A 15,133-nucleotide genomic window follows, 5' to 3' on the forward strand; every position below is an offset into this window, starting at 1 on the left:
ACTATACAAAGTAAAGTGTTTTTAATTTAATTTTGTAGAATAATTATAAAAATTATTAAAAATGAAAATAGGAATTATAGGCGTTGGCCATATCGGAAAAACATTAGCTGTAAAATTAGCTGCTGCAGGACATCATGTATCAGTTGCCAACTCAGGTTCTTCGGAAAACATTCATCCGGATGTTCTTGCAACAGGTGCAAAAGCGGTAACTGCCGGAGAAGCACTGTTAGATAAAGAGGTAATAATTTTATCCGTACCATTAAATCGCATACCTGATATTGCTCCATTCTTCGCCGTTGTACCAGAAAATGTTACCGTTATTGATACATCAAATTACTATCCGGTAAGAGACCAGAAAATTGAAAGTATAGAAGCAGGAATGGTTGAAAGTTTATGGGTAAAAGAACAGTTGGGACGTACCATTGCCAAAGCGTGGAATGCCATTGGGTCTCAATCATTGGAGAAAAATGGAAAACCTACCGAAGTAGAAAATCGTATCGCCATTCCATTTGCTGCAGACCGTGAAACGGATAAAAATATTACTAAACAATTAATTGAAGATACAGGCTTTGATGCTTTCGAAACCGGCTCCCTTGCCGATTCGTGGAGACAGCAGCCCGGTGCTGCGATTTATTGTACAGACCTTACTTTAAATGAAATCGAGTCGCTTATTAATACCGCAGAACGAGAGCGTTTGCCGGCAAGACGTGATATAGCCGTGGCAGCCATTATGGAACGTCTGAACAGTGCAAAGGCCAATCCCGATGCTGATTTTGGATTGCGTTTGAGCCGTGCGCTGTATATCTAACCTTAAAGCTTTGAATGATGAATTATTCAGAAGAAAAAAAAGAGCAACTTAATGCCGACAAGAAGCAGATGCTTATCGGTCTCCACCTCGGAAACGGTTACGGTTCGCAACAAGGAGCGTGGCGTATGCCGGGAGTTGACCCAAAAAGTTATACGAGTTTTGATGCCCGTGTAAAACAAGCCCAGGCCGCAGAGCGTGGAAAATTTCAATTTATATTTTTGCCCGATGGTCCTGGTGCTGTTTTGGCAGATATCGCAACGGAGGCTCCTGCTTTTAATCTTGATGTGATGTTGACGCTTGCCGCAGTGGCGAGAGAAACTCAATATATTGGTCTGGTCGCTACAGGCTCCACCACTTTTAATGAACCTTTCAATCTGGCGAGACAATTCAAGGCTTTGGATGTAATGAGTCATGGAAGAGCCGGCTGGAATGCTATCACATCAAGCGGAGAAGATGTTGCCGCCAATTATGGCAAAAGAATTCCGTCGAGCGAAGACCGTTATGGCCGTGCTCACGAAGTGATTCAGCTCATACAATCGCTCTGGGGAAGTTGGGGCAAAGATGCCTGGATTCACAATCAGGAAACCGGAGAATTTGCGAACAGAAATGAAATTCTTCCCATTAATTTACAAGGAAAATATGTCGGTTCACGAGGTCCGCTCTACATTCCGCCTTCCGAACAGGGACAGCCCATTATTTTCCACGCAGGCGGAAGTCCCAATGCATACGAGTTGGCGGGACGTTTTGCCAATGTGGTAATTGGTGCGGCCTTTACCATTGAAGATGCAAAAGCACAACGGAATGCTTTCCGGGAATCGGCAAAAAGTCACGGTCGTAATCCTGATGAAATCAAATATATCGCCGGATTGATGACTACGATTGTAAAAGACCGACGCACCGCACTTGACAGGCGCATTCAGTTAGCCGGAGATTCTTTGGTACAAAGATTGGGTTACCTTCAACAAATGCTGGGCATCCCGTTGAATCCATCCAAAGTTGATGAACCACTTACTAAAGCACAGCTGGATACAGCTCGTTTGTCTCGTTACGATCCGCGTTCGGCTAATGCTTTAAAAATTGCACAAGAAGGATGGAGTCTTAGAGATATTTTGGCTCACGGCGTCATCGATTATCATCCCGTAATTGTTGGTCCAGGCGTAGAAGCAGCCGACCATATGCAGGCCTGGTTTGAAGCTGGTGCAGCCGATGGATTCTGGATTTCGCCTGATGTTAATTCAGATGGAATTGATGCTTTTGTGGATGAGGTTGTTCCGATTTTACAGGAGCGTGGAATTTTTCATCAAGATTATGAAGGAAGAACTTTAAGAGAAAATATCGGTGCACCAGAGCAGTATGGAATTGACCCACGGGTTTAATTTAAAATTAAAACAATTAAAATTTACATAAAATGGAAATAGGAATCATTGGCTCCGGTAATATAGGAAGTACCCTTGCCGGATATTTAACAAAATTAGGTCACCAGGTTGCCATCGCAAACTCACGTGGACCAGAAACATTAACCGACATCGCTGAAAAAACTGGTGCAAAAGCTACCACAGCGGAACAAGCTGCAAGTGCCAAAGACTTAGTGATTATTGCCATTCCTCAAAAAGCAATGGTCAAGTTGCACATCGATATTTTATCCGCATCAAAAGCAATTGTTGTAGATGCCGGAAATTATTATCCGTCCCGTGATGGTGAAATTACGGAAATTGCAAATGGAGCGACAGACAGCGAATGGGTTTCAAAAGTCATCGGTCATACCATCATTAAAGCGTTTAATAATATTGTTGCTCCAAGTTTAGCATCAAAAGCAACTCCTTCCGGCACTGACAACCGAATTGCATTATCCGTTGCAGGTGACAATGCAGAACAAAAACAAACTGTAATGAAACTGATTGACGAAATCGGATTTGATGCAATTGACGGCGGCTTACTTTCTGAATCCTGGAGACAGCAACCGGGAGAACCTGCATATTGTCAGGATTTAGTTAAAGAAAATTTGAAAACCGCATTGCAACAAGCCGATATTAGTAAACGTGCTGAAAATCTTGCGGTGGCTGATGAAATGGCGAGACCGTATTTATAAAAATTATACACAAAAAAAGTAAAATAATGGAAATCATAAGCATTTGATTTATCCTAGTACGATGATTAAGGTAAAAATCGGTCAAACACCGCCAAACAAGTCCTTCGACTACCACTGAAATATACCCACTATTTAACGTCTTTAAATTCACGCCCGAACATTAAAACTTAGAATAATGCAGGGAGAAGACGATTTAAGAGGGCTTGCCAAGATAATGGCTTTTATGAGGGCAGTAAGTATTCTTTTGGTACTGATGAACCTTTATTGGTTCTGCTATGTTTTCTTTCTGGAACGTGGCTGGACACTGGAAGTAATCAACAAGATATTAGGCAATTTCGACAGAACGGCGGGTTTGTTTTCGCAGAATTTATACACCAAAGTATTCGCTTTGGTTTTACTTGCTTTAAGTTGCTTTGGAACGAAAGGTGTAAAGAATGAAAAGATAACCTGGTCTAAAATCTATGTGGCTTTAGCTATTGGTTTTGTGTTGTTCTTTCTGAACTTTCCGTTATTAAAGTTACCTATAATTACTGCTACATTTCTTTATATTCTTACCACAGGTTTAGGTTATTTTGCTTTAATGGTAGCCGGGGTTTGGATGAGCCGATTGCTTCGTAATAACCTAATGGACGATGTTTTCAATAATGAGAACGAGAGCTTTCAACAGGAAAAAAAGTTGATGGAAAACGAATATTCTGTCAATCTTCGCACAAAATTTTATTATAAGAACAAATGGAATGACGGTTGGATAAACATCGTCAATCCTTTTAGAGCTACGATTGTTTTAGGAACGCCAGGTTCTGGTAAATCCTATGCCATCGTAAACAGTTACATCAAACAGCAGATTGAGAAAGGCTTTTCAATGTACATTTACGATTTCAAGTTTGACGACCTTTCTACCATTGCCTACAACCACTTACTGAAGCATCGGGATAAGTACAAAGTTCAACCCAAATTCTACGTCATCAACTTTGATGACCCACGCAAGAGCCACCGCTGTAATCCACTCAATCCTGATTTTATGACGGACATTTCAGATGCTTACGAAGCGGCTTATACCATAATGTTGAACCTCAACCGAAGCTGGATACAAAAGCAAGGGGATTTTTTCGTGGAAAGCCCAATCATTCTATTGGCTGCTATTATTTGGTATCTGAAAATCTATGAAAACGGTAATTATTGTACATTCCCTCACGCTATTGAATTGCTTAATAAAAAGTATTCGGACGTATTCACGATTTTAACTTCATATCCTGATTTGGAAAATTACTTATCGCCTTTTATGGATGCTTGGCAAGGCGGAGCACAAGACCAATTACAGGGACAAATCGCATCTGCAAAAATTCCTTTGTCAAGAATGATCTCACCGCAATTGTATTGGGTTATGACAGGAGATGATTTTTCACTGGACATCAACAACCCAAAAGAACCTAAAATTTTATGTGTTGGTAATAATCCCGACCGTCAAAATATTTATTCCGCAGCACTAGGCTTATACAATTCAAGAATTGTGAAACTAATTAATAAAAAGGGACAACTTAAAAGTTCAGTCATCATTGATGAATTGCCTACCATCTACTTTCGTGGACTGGATAATCTGATTGCTACTGCCAGAAGTAATAAGGTAGCTGTTTGTTTGGGATTTCAGGATTATTCGCAATTAACCCGTGATTATGGAGACAAGGAAAGCAAGGTTATTCAAAATACGGTAGGTAATATTTTTAGTGGTCAGGTTGTCGGAGAAACGGCAAAAAGCCTTTCGGAACGTTTTGGTAAGGTGTTGCAGAAAAGGCAGAGTTTGTCAATCAACCGTAATGATACGTCGACATCCATTTCCACACAACTGGACAGCCTCATTCCTGCATCCAAAATTTCTACATTGACCCAAGGTGTTTTTGTAGGGGCTGTATCAGACAATTTTGATGAACGTATCGAACAGAAAATCTTCCATGCTGAAATTGTTGTGGACAATGATAAAGTAGCTGCTGAAACCAAATACTATCAAAAAATACCGGAAATACTATCTTTCGTAAACGAAGCAGGAGAAGATATGATGAAGCAGGAAATCGAAGCTAATTACAGACAGATAAAATTGGATATTAATCAGGTTATTGAAACTGAATTGGAGCGTATTAAAAATGATCCTGATTTACAACATTTAGTGCAAAAGGATAATACAAAAAAAAGCAGTCAATAATTGCAAATTCTTAATTTGTTCCTGATTTAGATTGCTTTTAAACGCACAGAAGATCTTTCCTGAACATCATCCATTTTAATTGTTTCTCCTTGCTCTTTATGTTCTGGAGCAATAGATAATTGGATTTTCCTGTCAATGGCCGCGAGTTCAGTTTTTAGTTCACTCAACCTGCTTTCCTTTGTCCACGTACCATTGACAACTTCCTGAAGTACAGGCAGGTCTTTTCGTAGTTCGGCAATTTTCTTTTGTTCCTGTTCGATATAGCCGGGTATTTTTTCCAAAGCATTAAGGAAGTTCATTGACGCAAGCTTTTCATCATTAGCAATCAAGCCATTATTGTAGGTGTATTTTATGTTGCCTTCACCCTGTACCAAAAAACGATTGACACTAATATCAACACCCTCTTTTTCGGACATTTCGGTTTTAACCAACAATGCAAACCCATATAGGCTGCCTATTTCTTCATATTGACCACCAGTACGAGCTTTATCGGCAATCTGGTTAAGCTTGGTTCCAATCTGTTTCATATCTGCATTAGGTGATAATCCATCAAGCTGCACAGGATTCAGTATCGTACCGTCCTGTCGTTTTTGTAAGCGTTGTTCCAGATTTCCCCTATCAAGGCTCATTCGTTCCAATCGTGACTCGGCAGACTCCAGTGTAGCGGAAATATCCTCAAGTTTGTATTTGGAGCTGAACTTGGAACGGTTGAATGCCTGCTTCTCACTTTCCAATCCGGCGACCTGTTTCTCCAGTTTTGCTTTTTCCAAAAGGTCGGTATTCCCCGAAAGAATAGCTACATATTCCGAAAAGTTCATCCCCGATTTTTCATCCATGCTTCCCTCGTCAATGGTCCGCTTTCCGAGATTGTTGGTTTTAAGCTGGTCAATAAAAAGCTGTTTATTGTATAGCAGATTAAACTTATAGCTGTCCAGCGATTTTTCGACTGCATAGATAATTACATCCACCTTGTTATCGGCGAAAAATTTGGCGATTTCATTGCCTTTTCGGACAGCCCTTCCGTCACGTTGGGCAAGATCGCTTGGTCGCCACGGCGTATCCAAATGATGAACGACAACGGCTCTTTTCTGTGCATTTACACCAGTTCCCAACATGCTGGTAGAACCGAACAGTACACGGATTTTTCCCTCATTCATACCATTGATAAGTTCCTTACGCTGCTTATCATTTTTAGCTTCCTGTATAAAACGTACTTCATGTGCTGGGATACGGTGGTCCTCTACGAGCTTTCGCTTGATCTCCCCATATACATTCCATTCTCCTGGCTTGTAAGTGCCTAAATCTGAAAAGACAAACTGCGTTCCTCTCTGCGCATGGAATTTTTGGTAGTATTTAGCTATGTTGGCAGCACAATGGGAAGCTTTGCTATCGGGATGGTCATCGTATTTTCCGTTTACCATCCGCATATCGAGCGACATCTTACGGGCATAATCTGTAGCAATCAACATCTTTGCTTTTTCTTCCCGATCTGTCAGCGGAGGTCTCCCTAATAAGATCGCATTACCTGATTTTGCAAACTCCATCAATTTCTGGATGAATACTTCCTGATCCGGTGTAGGCGGTATATTATAGAGCACCTCGTTCTTTTCCGGACGATCTATACCAATATCCTTAGCGGTTCTGTAATCTGTGATTTCCGAATAAAACTGTGCCAGTTCAGGCACTTTGATAAAGTAACGAAAGCGCTCTTTTGAAACGATATTATTCGCTACTGAAAACTCATAATCAGTTGTTTTCCTTGCATATATAGCTGCCCAAGCATCAAAACAATTGATACCCTGTTTTTCCATTGCTCTTGGACGCAGATATTTGAACAATAGATATAGCTCGGTTAAAGAATTGCTGATAGTTGTTCCCGAAAGAAACGTAGCGCCCATATCTCCTTGTATGCGATCCTGAATGGTGCGGATGGCAAAAAGCAGATTCATAGCCTTTTGACTTCCCATCATATTGCCCAAACCTGCAACCCGGTCATGGCGGGTATTGAACATCAGATTTTTGAACTGGTGGCTTTCATCAACAAATAAGTGGTCGATACCCATCATCTTAAAGTCCACTACATCATCTTTTCGGTTTTCGATGTCGTGTTCCAATGTTTTCAACCTAACTTCAAGATTCTGTTTCCTAATGACTACACCTTTGAGCATTCCTCTTGAAATCTCCTTGCCTTGGGCTTCTAAAGCGGCAAGATTATCTCCCACGCTGTTGAGTTCGACTTGTAGGATTTCCTTTTGCATTTCTGGTGACTGGGGTATCATGCCAAACTGATCATGGGTCAATATCACGCAATCCCAATCGTTGTTTTTAATATCTCCGAAAATCCGTTGCCTTTTCTGTGGGGTAAAATCTTCTTTACCAGGATACATAATTTTAGCGTGTGGGTAGGCTTCGCGGTACGTTTCTGCAATCTCATGAACATTGGCTTTCAATCCTATTATCATAGGTTTGTGTACCATTCCCAAACGTTTCATTTCCTGTGCTGCCGTACACATCACCAATGTCTTTCCTGCTCCAACTTCGTGGTCACAAATGGCACCATTGTTCAGCTTGATCATCCATACAGTATCTTTTTGGCTTGAATACAGGTCATTAATACCTAAGCCTTTTCTGTCCAGTCCGGGAAATTCCTGATGACTTCCGTCGTATTGCGGTCGTACAAAACAGTTAAAGGTATCGTTATATTGATTGGTTAGTCTTTTTTTAAACTCATCATTTTGGGCGTGAAGCCATTCGGTAAATGCTGTACGCATTTCATCAATCTTGGTATTCGCCATCTGTATGGCTTCCATATCCCGTACCTTGATCTCCTTATCATCAATTATGACCTTTTTAGTAATATCAGGAGTGGTGTTAACTAATGCATTTTTCAGCAGAGCAATCCCGTCAAATGTTCGACTTTCAGACTTGACAGCATATTTATCCCATATGTGTACATTTTTCTGGTCGCATTTTATAGAAAAGTCATCGGAAGTTTCAGAATATTGAATACGCACCTCTGTGTCGAAAAGATGAGAAGCGAAGCGCGCATAGATTCCAGTCGGTATCCAGCGTTCACCAAGATTGAAATCCAGCTCTTCAAATTCAATTCGCCTTGGACGAGCTTCTTCTAAAGACGTAAGGCTTTGTTTGGCCTGCCTATCATCGGGATTGCTTTCGAGATATGTTTTTACTGCAATGACTTTCTCCACTACATTACCAGCTACCCATCTTTCAGCTATTTCATATTCCTTTTCCAAAGGATTGTAAAAAATACGCCCGTGTAATGCCTCATTCAAATTGTCGGATAGCATACCGCTGATTTTGGACATATAACCCAGATCAACTCTGCCGTATTTGTTCAGCGATGCAGCTAATGCTTCATCAGGATTATCAGCAGTCAATGTGGTAATGGAGAAGCTTACAGGACGGTGGAAGATATCTGCCTTATGTACTACACCACCCACCACCCGTTCCAAATAAGGGATTTCCTTACCTGAACTGTCTGTTTTGATGAGCTTGATATTAGCGGCACTGTTTAGATTTCCATACTTCTTGACAAAAGTATCGTATAAAATATTGAGATTTTCCCGTTCTTTTTTATGTTCAATTTGCAGTTCAGCTTCCTTATGATATAAATCGAGATAGCCATCCCGTACAGAAATATAGGCTTCAGCCCTTGCTTTCTGCAAGGACGATAATTGCAAAGGATGAAACATTACCTGCTTCTTATCACTTTCAAAGTCTTTGAGATAACCTACCCAGCCGTTATCCAATGCAAGGCTATCGTTACGATGAAAAGACTGTATTCCCTTGGTATAAATTGCAGGTTCGGGAATAGTGTCCTCTGCGGTAATCTTTTCGATCACACCATTTCTGTTCACTACTGAAAACAAATCACCAATGACTTCCTGCGCATTTCTTTCACTTGGAGTATTATTTACTGGAGAAATAGGAATAGGAGGTTGCTGCATCAAACCGCTGAACAGGTTTCCCTGATATCCGCTCACAGTTCTTTTTCTTTTGACTGGTTGTTTTGTTGTTGCAATTGCTTTAACAGGAGTGGCAACAGCAGCCAGTTCTTCTGAATTTTCAAAGAGATCAAAAATGCTCAGTTGCCTTTCCTCTTTTACAATGTCCTTATTTGTTGTTGAAGCAGATAAATTCTGTGTTTCCAATGTAATGGTTACAGGTCCGGAAACGGGAGGTGTAACCGTTGGTTTTATCGGAATTTGTACGACAGACGAATCGTTCCGTTCACCTTTATACAAGCCAATATCAAGATGTTTTCTAAAATCCTCCGATAGCATTTGTTTCAGGTCTTTGGCAATTCCCTCCACACCGTTCGTGTGCGTATAGATAAATGTAGGTTGTCCGTAAGGATCAGTGCCAAGCACACGTGTAGTATGGACAATCCTTACGTTATCCTGAAACAAGGCATTGTTTGGTTTATTGTATTCCGCTATTTCGCTTTGACAAAACAGTTCTTCCGCTTGGGTCAAACTTTTCTTTGCAGAATTTTTTTGCAGGATTATCAAATCGCTACCGACTTCCGTACCGGCATAGTCCGTAAACAGGTTGTTTGGCAATCGAACTGCTGAAACCAGATTATTATCCTTCATCAATGCCCTACGAATGGTTTCGTTCTTAGGGCTATTCAGTACACCCTGTGAAGTGATAAAAGCCAGTATACCGCCCTCACGAAGCATATCGGCTCCTTTCAGGAAAAAGTAATTGTGTATGCTTCGGGTAGCCTGTACTTTTGTGGTGTCACTGCTTCTGGAGTAGGACAGATCAAAAATGGAAGTATCACCGAAAGGTATATTGCTGGCTACTAGATCGTAGCTGTTTTGTTCTCTTTCGGGTATTTCTTCAAAACCGTTTATTCGGACAGCACTGTCAGGATAGAGCTGCTCTAAAATTTTACCTGTAATCAGATCCTTTTCATAAGCGGTGATCTGAGGTGAGTCACCATCGGCAAAAGATTGTATAAAAGAGCCGATACCGGCAGAAGGTTCTAGAAATTTTCGGATGTTTATACCGTTTTCTTTTAAGGGAGCAGAAATAGCATCAATAACCAAAGGCGGGGTGTAAAATGCAGTCAGTACAGAACTCCGCATACTGTCCACATACCTTTGGTATTGCTTCTCGTCAGTTGCATTTTCTTTTAGAAGTTGATGGAGTTCTTGTGTAAGTGGAAAAAGTATGTGTTCGGTCTTTCTCCATTGGTTGATATCTATCGAGTTTTGAATAGGATTCAACACGAATTTAAGACCGCCAAATCCGCTGTATTGCATCATTAGCAGTCTTTCCCCTATCGTGGCTTTCCGTTTCTCCCTTTCCAGTTTAAAAGCAATTCGTAAGGCATCAATATTCCTTTGGAGATGTTGACGTTTACTGAAGCCCATTTTCTTCTATCCAAATGGCTATAGTTCCAGTCAGTTCGGTATAGAGCAGTTCAAACTCCGAAGAATAGGCAAAGTCATCCTCCAATTTGTAGTTTATAAAAACAGGCTCGCAAACAGGCAACATCTTGAAGGCGAAATGTCGTAGTTCTTCGTCTGCCATTTTAGTATCAAACTCATTGCAAACCACCTGAAAAACGGTATCAAATCTTGAGAAGTACAATCCTTCAAATAAAACATAATCAGCAATATGATGGCATTGACTGACGGGGTTTCCTGCCCGAAATGCTCCTTCATAAGCATTGGAAGCCCAACTTGAACGCTGGTCAATAAATTTAACATCATACGCTTTTTCGGGAAAGCTTGTAGTCAACAATTCTTGTAGTCGTAACCTAAAAAACGATAGGTCTTTTTGCTGTGTATCCATACTATATTTTGTTTATGTTTTGCTTAATGGATAAAATTAAGGAATCAGTCAGTTCAGCTGTCAAAGTGGAACAACTTGACTCTGAGAGGAAGAGTTTGCATAAACAAACTAAAAACCAAGGATTTAATTTGTATTTTTGCTATATATGTTGATTACTATTGAACTTAGTTCGTACGTTAAGAAATTTAAACATTTGTTATTTAATCAATTATAGACTTATAAATAGAGTAATAAATATGTATAAACTAAAAATATTAGACTGTAAAACTTTTCAGGATAGAAAATGGATGTTATGTAAAGGCAGTCTGAATGAGTATTTAGAAAGTTTAAAACCGGAATTTTATACTTTTTCAATTCAACGAAAAATAGTAAAGAACCAGTATTTAGATACTTTAATTACAACGATTAAAGAAAAAGATCCAATACCGGTAGTAACATTGACTTATAATGACGTTAAGCTCCAGCCTAAAGTTGGTGATGAAGTAAGTATTGATATGGAAAATATTGAAATACTTGATGGACTTCAAAGGACATTTAGGTTATGGGCACATAATGAATTAATTAAAGAATATGAATCGTCAGCTATTACTGAACCAACATCATTCGCTAAGCATATTAAAAATAAATATCCAATCTTTTTTGAAACAGGAATAGTTTCTTTAAGTAAGATTAAAAATTTCTATCAAAATGGAGAGTTTGATGAGATAAAAACATCATTTCAGGATTTCGATGTTTATTTTGTTGTTTGGATAGATCTTACCCCAAAAAAAGTAATCCACAAAATGCTTGTTTTGAATGCTGGGCAGAGGAGTGTTAGCAAAACGCACCAATTTGAACTCTTATTCCTGTATTTATGGGAGGACCTGCGAATTCAATTAAAAGACATTACTTTATATCGTGAAAAAGAATCTGATGCCAACAAAATTAAATCAGGTGCCCGCAATTCAGGAGAATATATGTTTACCTCTGTAATAGTTGCTTTAAGATCCTTTTTGGAAAAAAAACCCTTGCGTGTTTCAATTGACGATTTAGATGTTTCTGAATTAGGTCAGGGTGAATCGTCAGGAGAAATTAACGAGGGTATTTTTAATACTCATTTTATCAAACTGTTTTTAGAGAATCTAAAAGCTCTGGATGATGCTGTTATAGAAAAAGAAGCTGAACATGGAAGGAAATGGTTTGTCAAAGACACAACACTTTCAGGTATTCTTGCAGGATTAGGTGCTTATGCAAAAGTAAACGAGACACAATCCATCGAAGACATTACCCAACTATATCAAGATAGTTTTGATAAACTCCTCATTAAGGTAAAAGAAAAAGGATTTACTCTTAATGAATTTACCAAGCAATATAATGAACTATCCAGCCGATCTGTCAATATTGGAAATTTTATTAGAAAAGTTGTTATGGATTATACCGTTCAGCTTTTAGAAGATGCTGATCCTTCGTGGGAGACTATTTTTAAATCTAAATCTAAAATTGGATAGTTTATGACTGGAAAGGAAATACTTAAAAACTTTTATAAGCTTACTTATCAGCATTACCATTTAACCATCGCCGACTTTGAATTACAAGTTGATGATGATTTTTGGACAAATGATGAGATAATTGATCAATTAAGAGGTGATGCCATACTAATTGCATTACCAAAAATTAATGAGTTATTAGAAGCATTTACAGAAGCTAAAACTGGTGCCGATTATTTAGTAGATGAATATCAGCCTTTAGAAAATGTTGAACTTATTGACTTTGCCCATGATGATTTTAGGAAAAGAAACAGGGCCTTCAGTTACTCTGATGGTGAATTTGGATACTTGGCTTTATCTAAACTTTTAATGATAAATCCCTTGTCATCAATTGATGAGACTTCGCAGGACTATAGAACTCTTGTAGATTTTATATCAACAGCGGTAGTTAATACAGAAGATGATAAAATAACAACATTACTTTCTCACATTGAAACTGCAAACGTAAACTGGGGTGTTCTAATTCATAAAATTGTTCATCATCAAACCTCTTTAAGTATTTATTCCTATTTATATTATAGAGAACTCTTACAGGGAGGGAAAATTGATTTAAACCCTAATCTTAACTTTACGCATGCACATGGAGCAACAGCTGTGTTAAATCCTAATACTCATTACGAGCAATATTTTGAGGTATTTGATATTATCAATGAATTAAATCATGCTACTGATACAATTACAAGGTTTTTAAAACTGTATCACATAATAGAATATTTGGTCTATAGAAGGGAATTGGTTGAGATTGAACAGAAGGCAAGAAATAATAGAACCTTTATACGCGAAATTCACAGTTTTACTGGTAAAGGACAGTCAGACAGTGAACTTAATATTTTGAAAAGAAATTTTAAAAAAATATTTGATGCTGAAATTCTTGCTGATGCCTTTCAACTGAATCCTTTAACCCCACAGGAGGGTCTTTTTTTAAGAACATACTGGGGCATTGATATACCACCTGCTACAAATCGTTTCAACCAAAGAGATATTGTAAGTATTACAAACTTAATTTACAGAATACGAAATAGTATTGTTCATAACAAGGAAAGTGAATTCCATATTACTACATCAAATACCGATGATTATGCTGATGTTTTAAACTTGATAAAAAAGTTTATGACAATATTGGAAAAGCAGATTTTAGATAAAATTTCAGCTGACGTTCCTGTAATTAGTTATCAAAGTCAACATATTGAACTCTATTAATACAACAAAACATCTGCCTAGTATTCTTGTCCATTTTTGGTTTTTGGATAGTGATGGAATTGATCATTATTTCTTCGGAAGTTTAGATTTTTCAAATTCAAAGGAGCTTTCCGCTTTATCATTCAATACAATATAGGCATCGAATTTCTTTCCAGCTTTACTTTTCATTCCTCTGATAAGAGAAGTTCTGCCAGTATTGACAAGACTTTCAATATCAGTTATACTTACCTGCACACCACATACATTTCGGAACTGTAACCAGTTGCAGACCTCATCAGGACATTTAACAATTTTATCCCTAATAATTAGTTGCTGCTTTTTGCATTTAGGACAAACAAGGGTAGGCAGGTTTTCTTGTGCAATGGCCGTTTGCAACAATTCATTTGTAATGGATGTGGCATAGATTTCCATTTCTTTTTGAAAAGCTTCCGCATTACTTTCGTTGTTTTCAATTTTCTGCAAAGCCAGCTCCCACTCTGCGGTCATTGCTACATCGGCAATTTTCTTGTCTTTTACTAGTTCATAGACTTGCAATCCTTTATCGGTAGGTGTCAGGGATTTATTTTCCCTTTGGATATAGTTACGGCTAAACAGGGTTTCAATAATGGCGGCTCTTGTGGCTGGTGTACCAATACCTACGTTTTGCATTGCTTTTCGCTCCTCTTCATTTTCAATCTCCTTTCCTGCCGTTTCCATAGCTGATAAAAGTCCGGCCTCAGTATAAAGCACAGGCGGTCTGGTTTTCTTTTCCAGAACCGAAGCACCTTTGATTTTGAGTTCATCACCTTTTTTCAGTTTGGGAAGTTCCTGAACAGGTTCTGCATCATCATTGGAGAAATTACCTATGATGGAACGCCAACCTGGTTCCAATATCTTGCAGGCTTTCAGGGCAAAATCATAATGCAAAGCCTGTAAAGTAATATCGGTTATCTCTTTTGTACAGGCTTGTGAAATTGCTTCCAGTAGTCGAAAGGCAATCATATTGTAAACGGCATTTTCCTTGGCCTGTAATGCTGATGGGATTTTGTCCGTAATCAGCAGACCATGATGATCGGTAACACGAAGGTCATTTACGATACGTTTATTGAAATGCCCCCATTTCACTTTGGTTACTGCTTTCTTGAAGGCTCCCATATCCTGTAAAGCCCTTATCAGATTTGGAATCTCTGCCCACATATCTTCAGTAATATATTTACTCCCAGTACGCGGGTAAGTAATAAATTTCTTTTCATACAGGCTTTGCGCAATGTTCAAGGTTTCTTCAGCCGTCAGATTCAACTTTTTATTGGCTTCTTTTTGCAAGCCAGTCAGATCAAACAGCAAAGGCGGTTGTTCCGTCACGCTTTTGGTTTCTACAGTGGTAACCGTAACTGTATTGCCATTTCTTTCGATGGACTTTAATATATTTTCCACAAGCTTTTTATCTTGCCATTTGTTTTTGGAAAGGCTTTTAAAATCTATGAACTCTTTTGTATGGGACACCT

The 15,133-nt window shown here is 38.8% G+C and carries 9 protein-coding genes; 6 read left to right on the forward strand and 3 right to left on the reverse strand.

All coding sequences use genetic code 11. From position 1 onward, the window contains the following. The first annotated feature begins 61 nt into the window (after nt 1-61). The 4 genes from E0F91_RS16215 to mobC all read left to right on the forward strand — a co-directional run bounded on the left by E0F91_RS16215 (nt 62) and on the right by mobC (nt 5,094). On the forward strand, nt 62-808 hold the full coding sequence (locus tag E0F91_RS16215) for an NADPH-dependent F420 reductase (RefSeq protein ID WP_132067442.1): 747 nt from the start codon (nt 62-64) through the stop codon (nt 806-808). A gap of 14 nt (nt 809-822) precedes the next feature. Continuing rightward, nucleotides 823-2,184: an NtaA/DmoA family FMN-dependent monooxygenase gene (locus E0F91_RS16220; protein ID WP_243698921.1), complete on the forward strand. Its 1,362-nt coding sequence runs from the start codon at nt 823-825 to the stop codon at nt 2,182-2,184. A gap of 32 nt (nt 2,185-2,216) precedes the next feature. After that, the gene (locus E0F91_RS16225; RefSeq protein WP_132067443.1) at nt 2,217-2,897 is read left to right on the forward strand and encodes an NADPH-dependent F420 reductase; all 681 of its coding nucleotides are present in this window, start codon (nt 2,217-2,219) and stop codon (nt 2,895-2,897) included. 175 nt (nt 2,898-3,072) lie between these two features. Further along, nucleotides 3,073-5,094: a conjugal transfer protein MobC gene (mobC, locus tag E0F91_RS16230; protein WP_132067444.1), complete on the forward strand. Its 2,022-nt coding sequence runs from the start codon at nt 3,073-3,075 to the stop codon at nt 5,092-5,094. A gap of 26 nt (nt 5,095-5,120) precedes the next feature. Here mobC and E0F91_RS16235 read toward each other — a convergent pair whose 3' ends face one another. Together E0F91_RS16235 and E0F91_RS16240 are read right to left on the reverse strand one after the other, a co-directional pair. Then, nucleotides 5,121-10,499 (reverse strand): N-6 DNA methylase, encoded by a 5,379-nt coding sequence (locus E0F91_RS16235; RefSeq protein ID WP_132067445.1) that lies wholly within the window; start codon nt 10,497-10,499, stop codon nt 5,121-5,123. After that, a complete protein-coding gene (locus tag E0F91_RS16240; RefSeq protein ID WP_132067446.1) occupies nt 10,486-10,923 on the reverse strand; it encodes a DUF1896 domain-containing protein in 438 nt (145 codons plus the stop codon). Before E0F91_RS16240 ends, E0F91_RS16235 begins: the two co-directional genes overlap by 14 nt. 236 nt (nt 10,924-11,159) lie before the next feature. Here E0F91_RS16240 and E0F91_RS16245 point away from each other — a divergent pair, with 236 nt between their 5' ends. Both E0F91_RS16245 and E0F91_RS16250 read left to right on the forward strand, forming a co-directional pair. After that, nucleotides 11,160-12,410: a hypothetical protein gene (locus E0F91_RS16245; protein WP_132067447.1), complete on the forward strand. Its 1,251-nt coding sequence runs from the start codon at nt 11,160-11,162 to the stop codon at nt 12,408-12,410. Nucleotides 12,411-12,413: 3 nt separating this feature from the next. Beyond that, nucleotides 12,414-13,649 (forward strand): hypothetical protein, encoded by a 1,236-nt coding sequence (locus tag E0F91_RS16250; RefSeq protein ID WP_132067448.1) that lies wholly within the window; start codon nt 12,414-12,416, stop codon nt 13,647-13,649. Nucleotides 13,650-13,715: 66 nt separating this feature from the next. Here the strand turns inward: E0F91_RS16250 and E0F91_RS16255 are convergent. Next, nucleotides 13,716-15,133 (reverse strand): type IA DNA topoisomerase (locus tag E0F91_RS16255; protein WP_132067449.1); only part of this gene is annotated, 1,418 nt, incomplete at its 5' end.

This window comes from Flavobacterium sandaracinum, assembly GCF_004349135.1.
Taxonomy (GTDB): Bacteria; Bacteroidota; Bacteroidia; order Flavobacteriales; family Flavobacteriaceae; genus Flavobacterium; species Flavobacterium sandaracinum.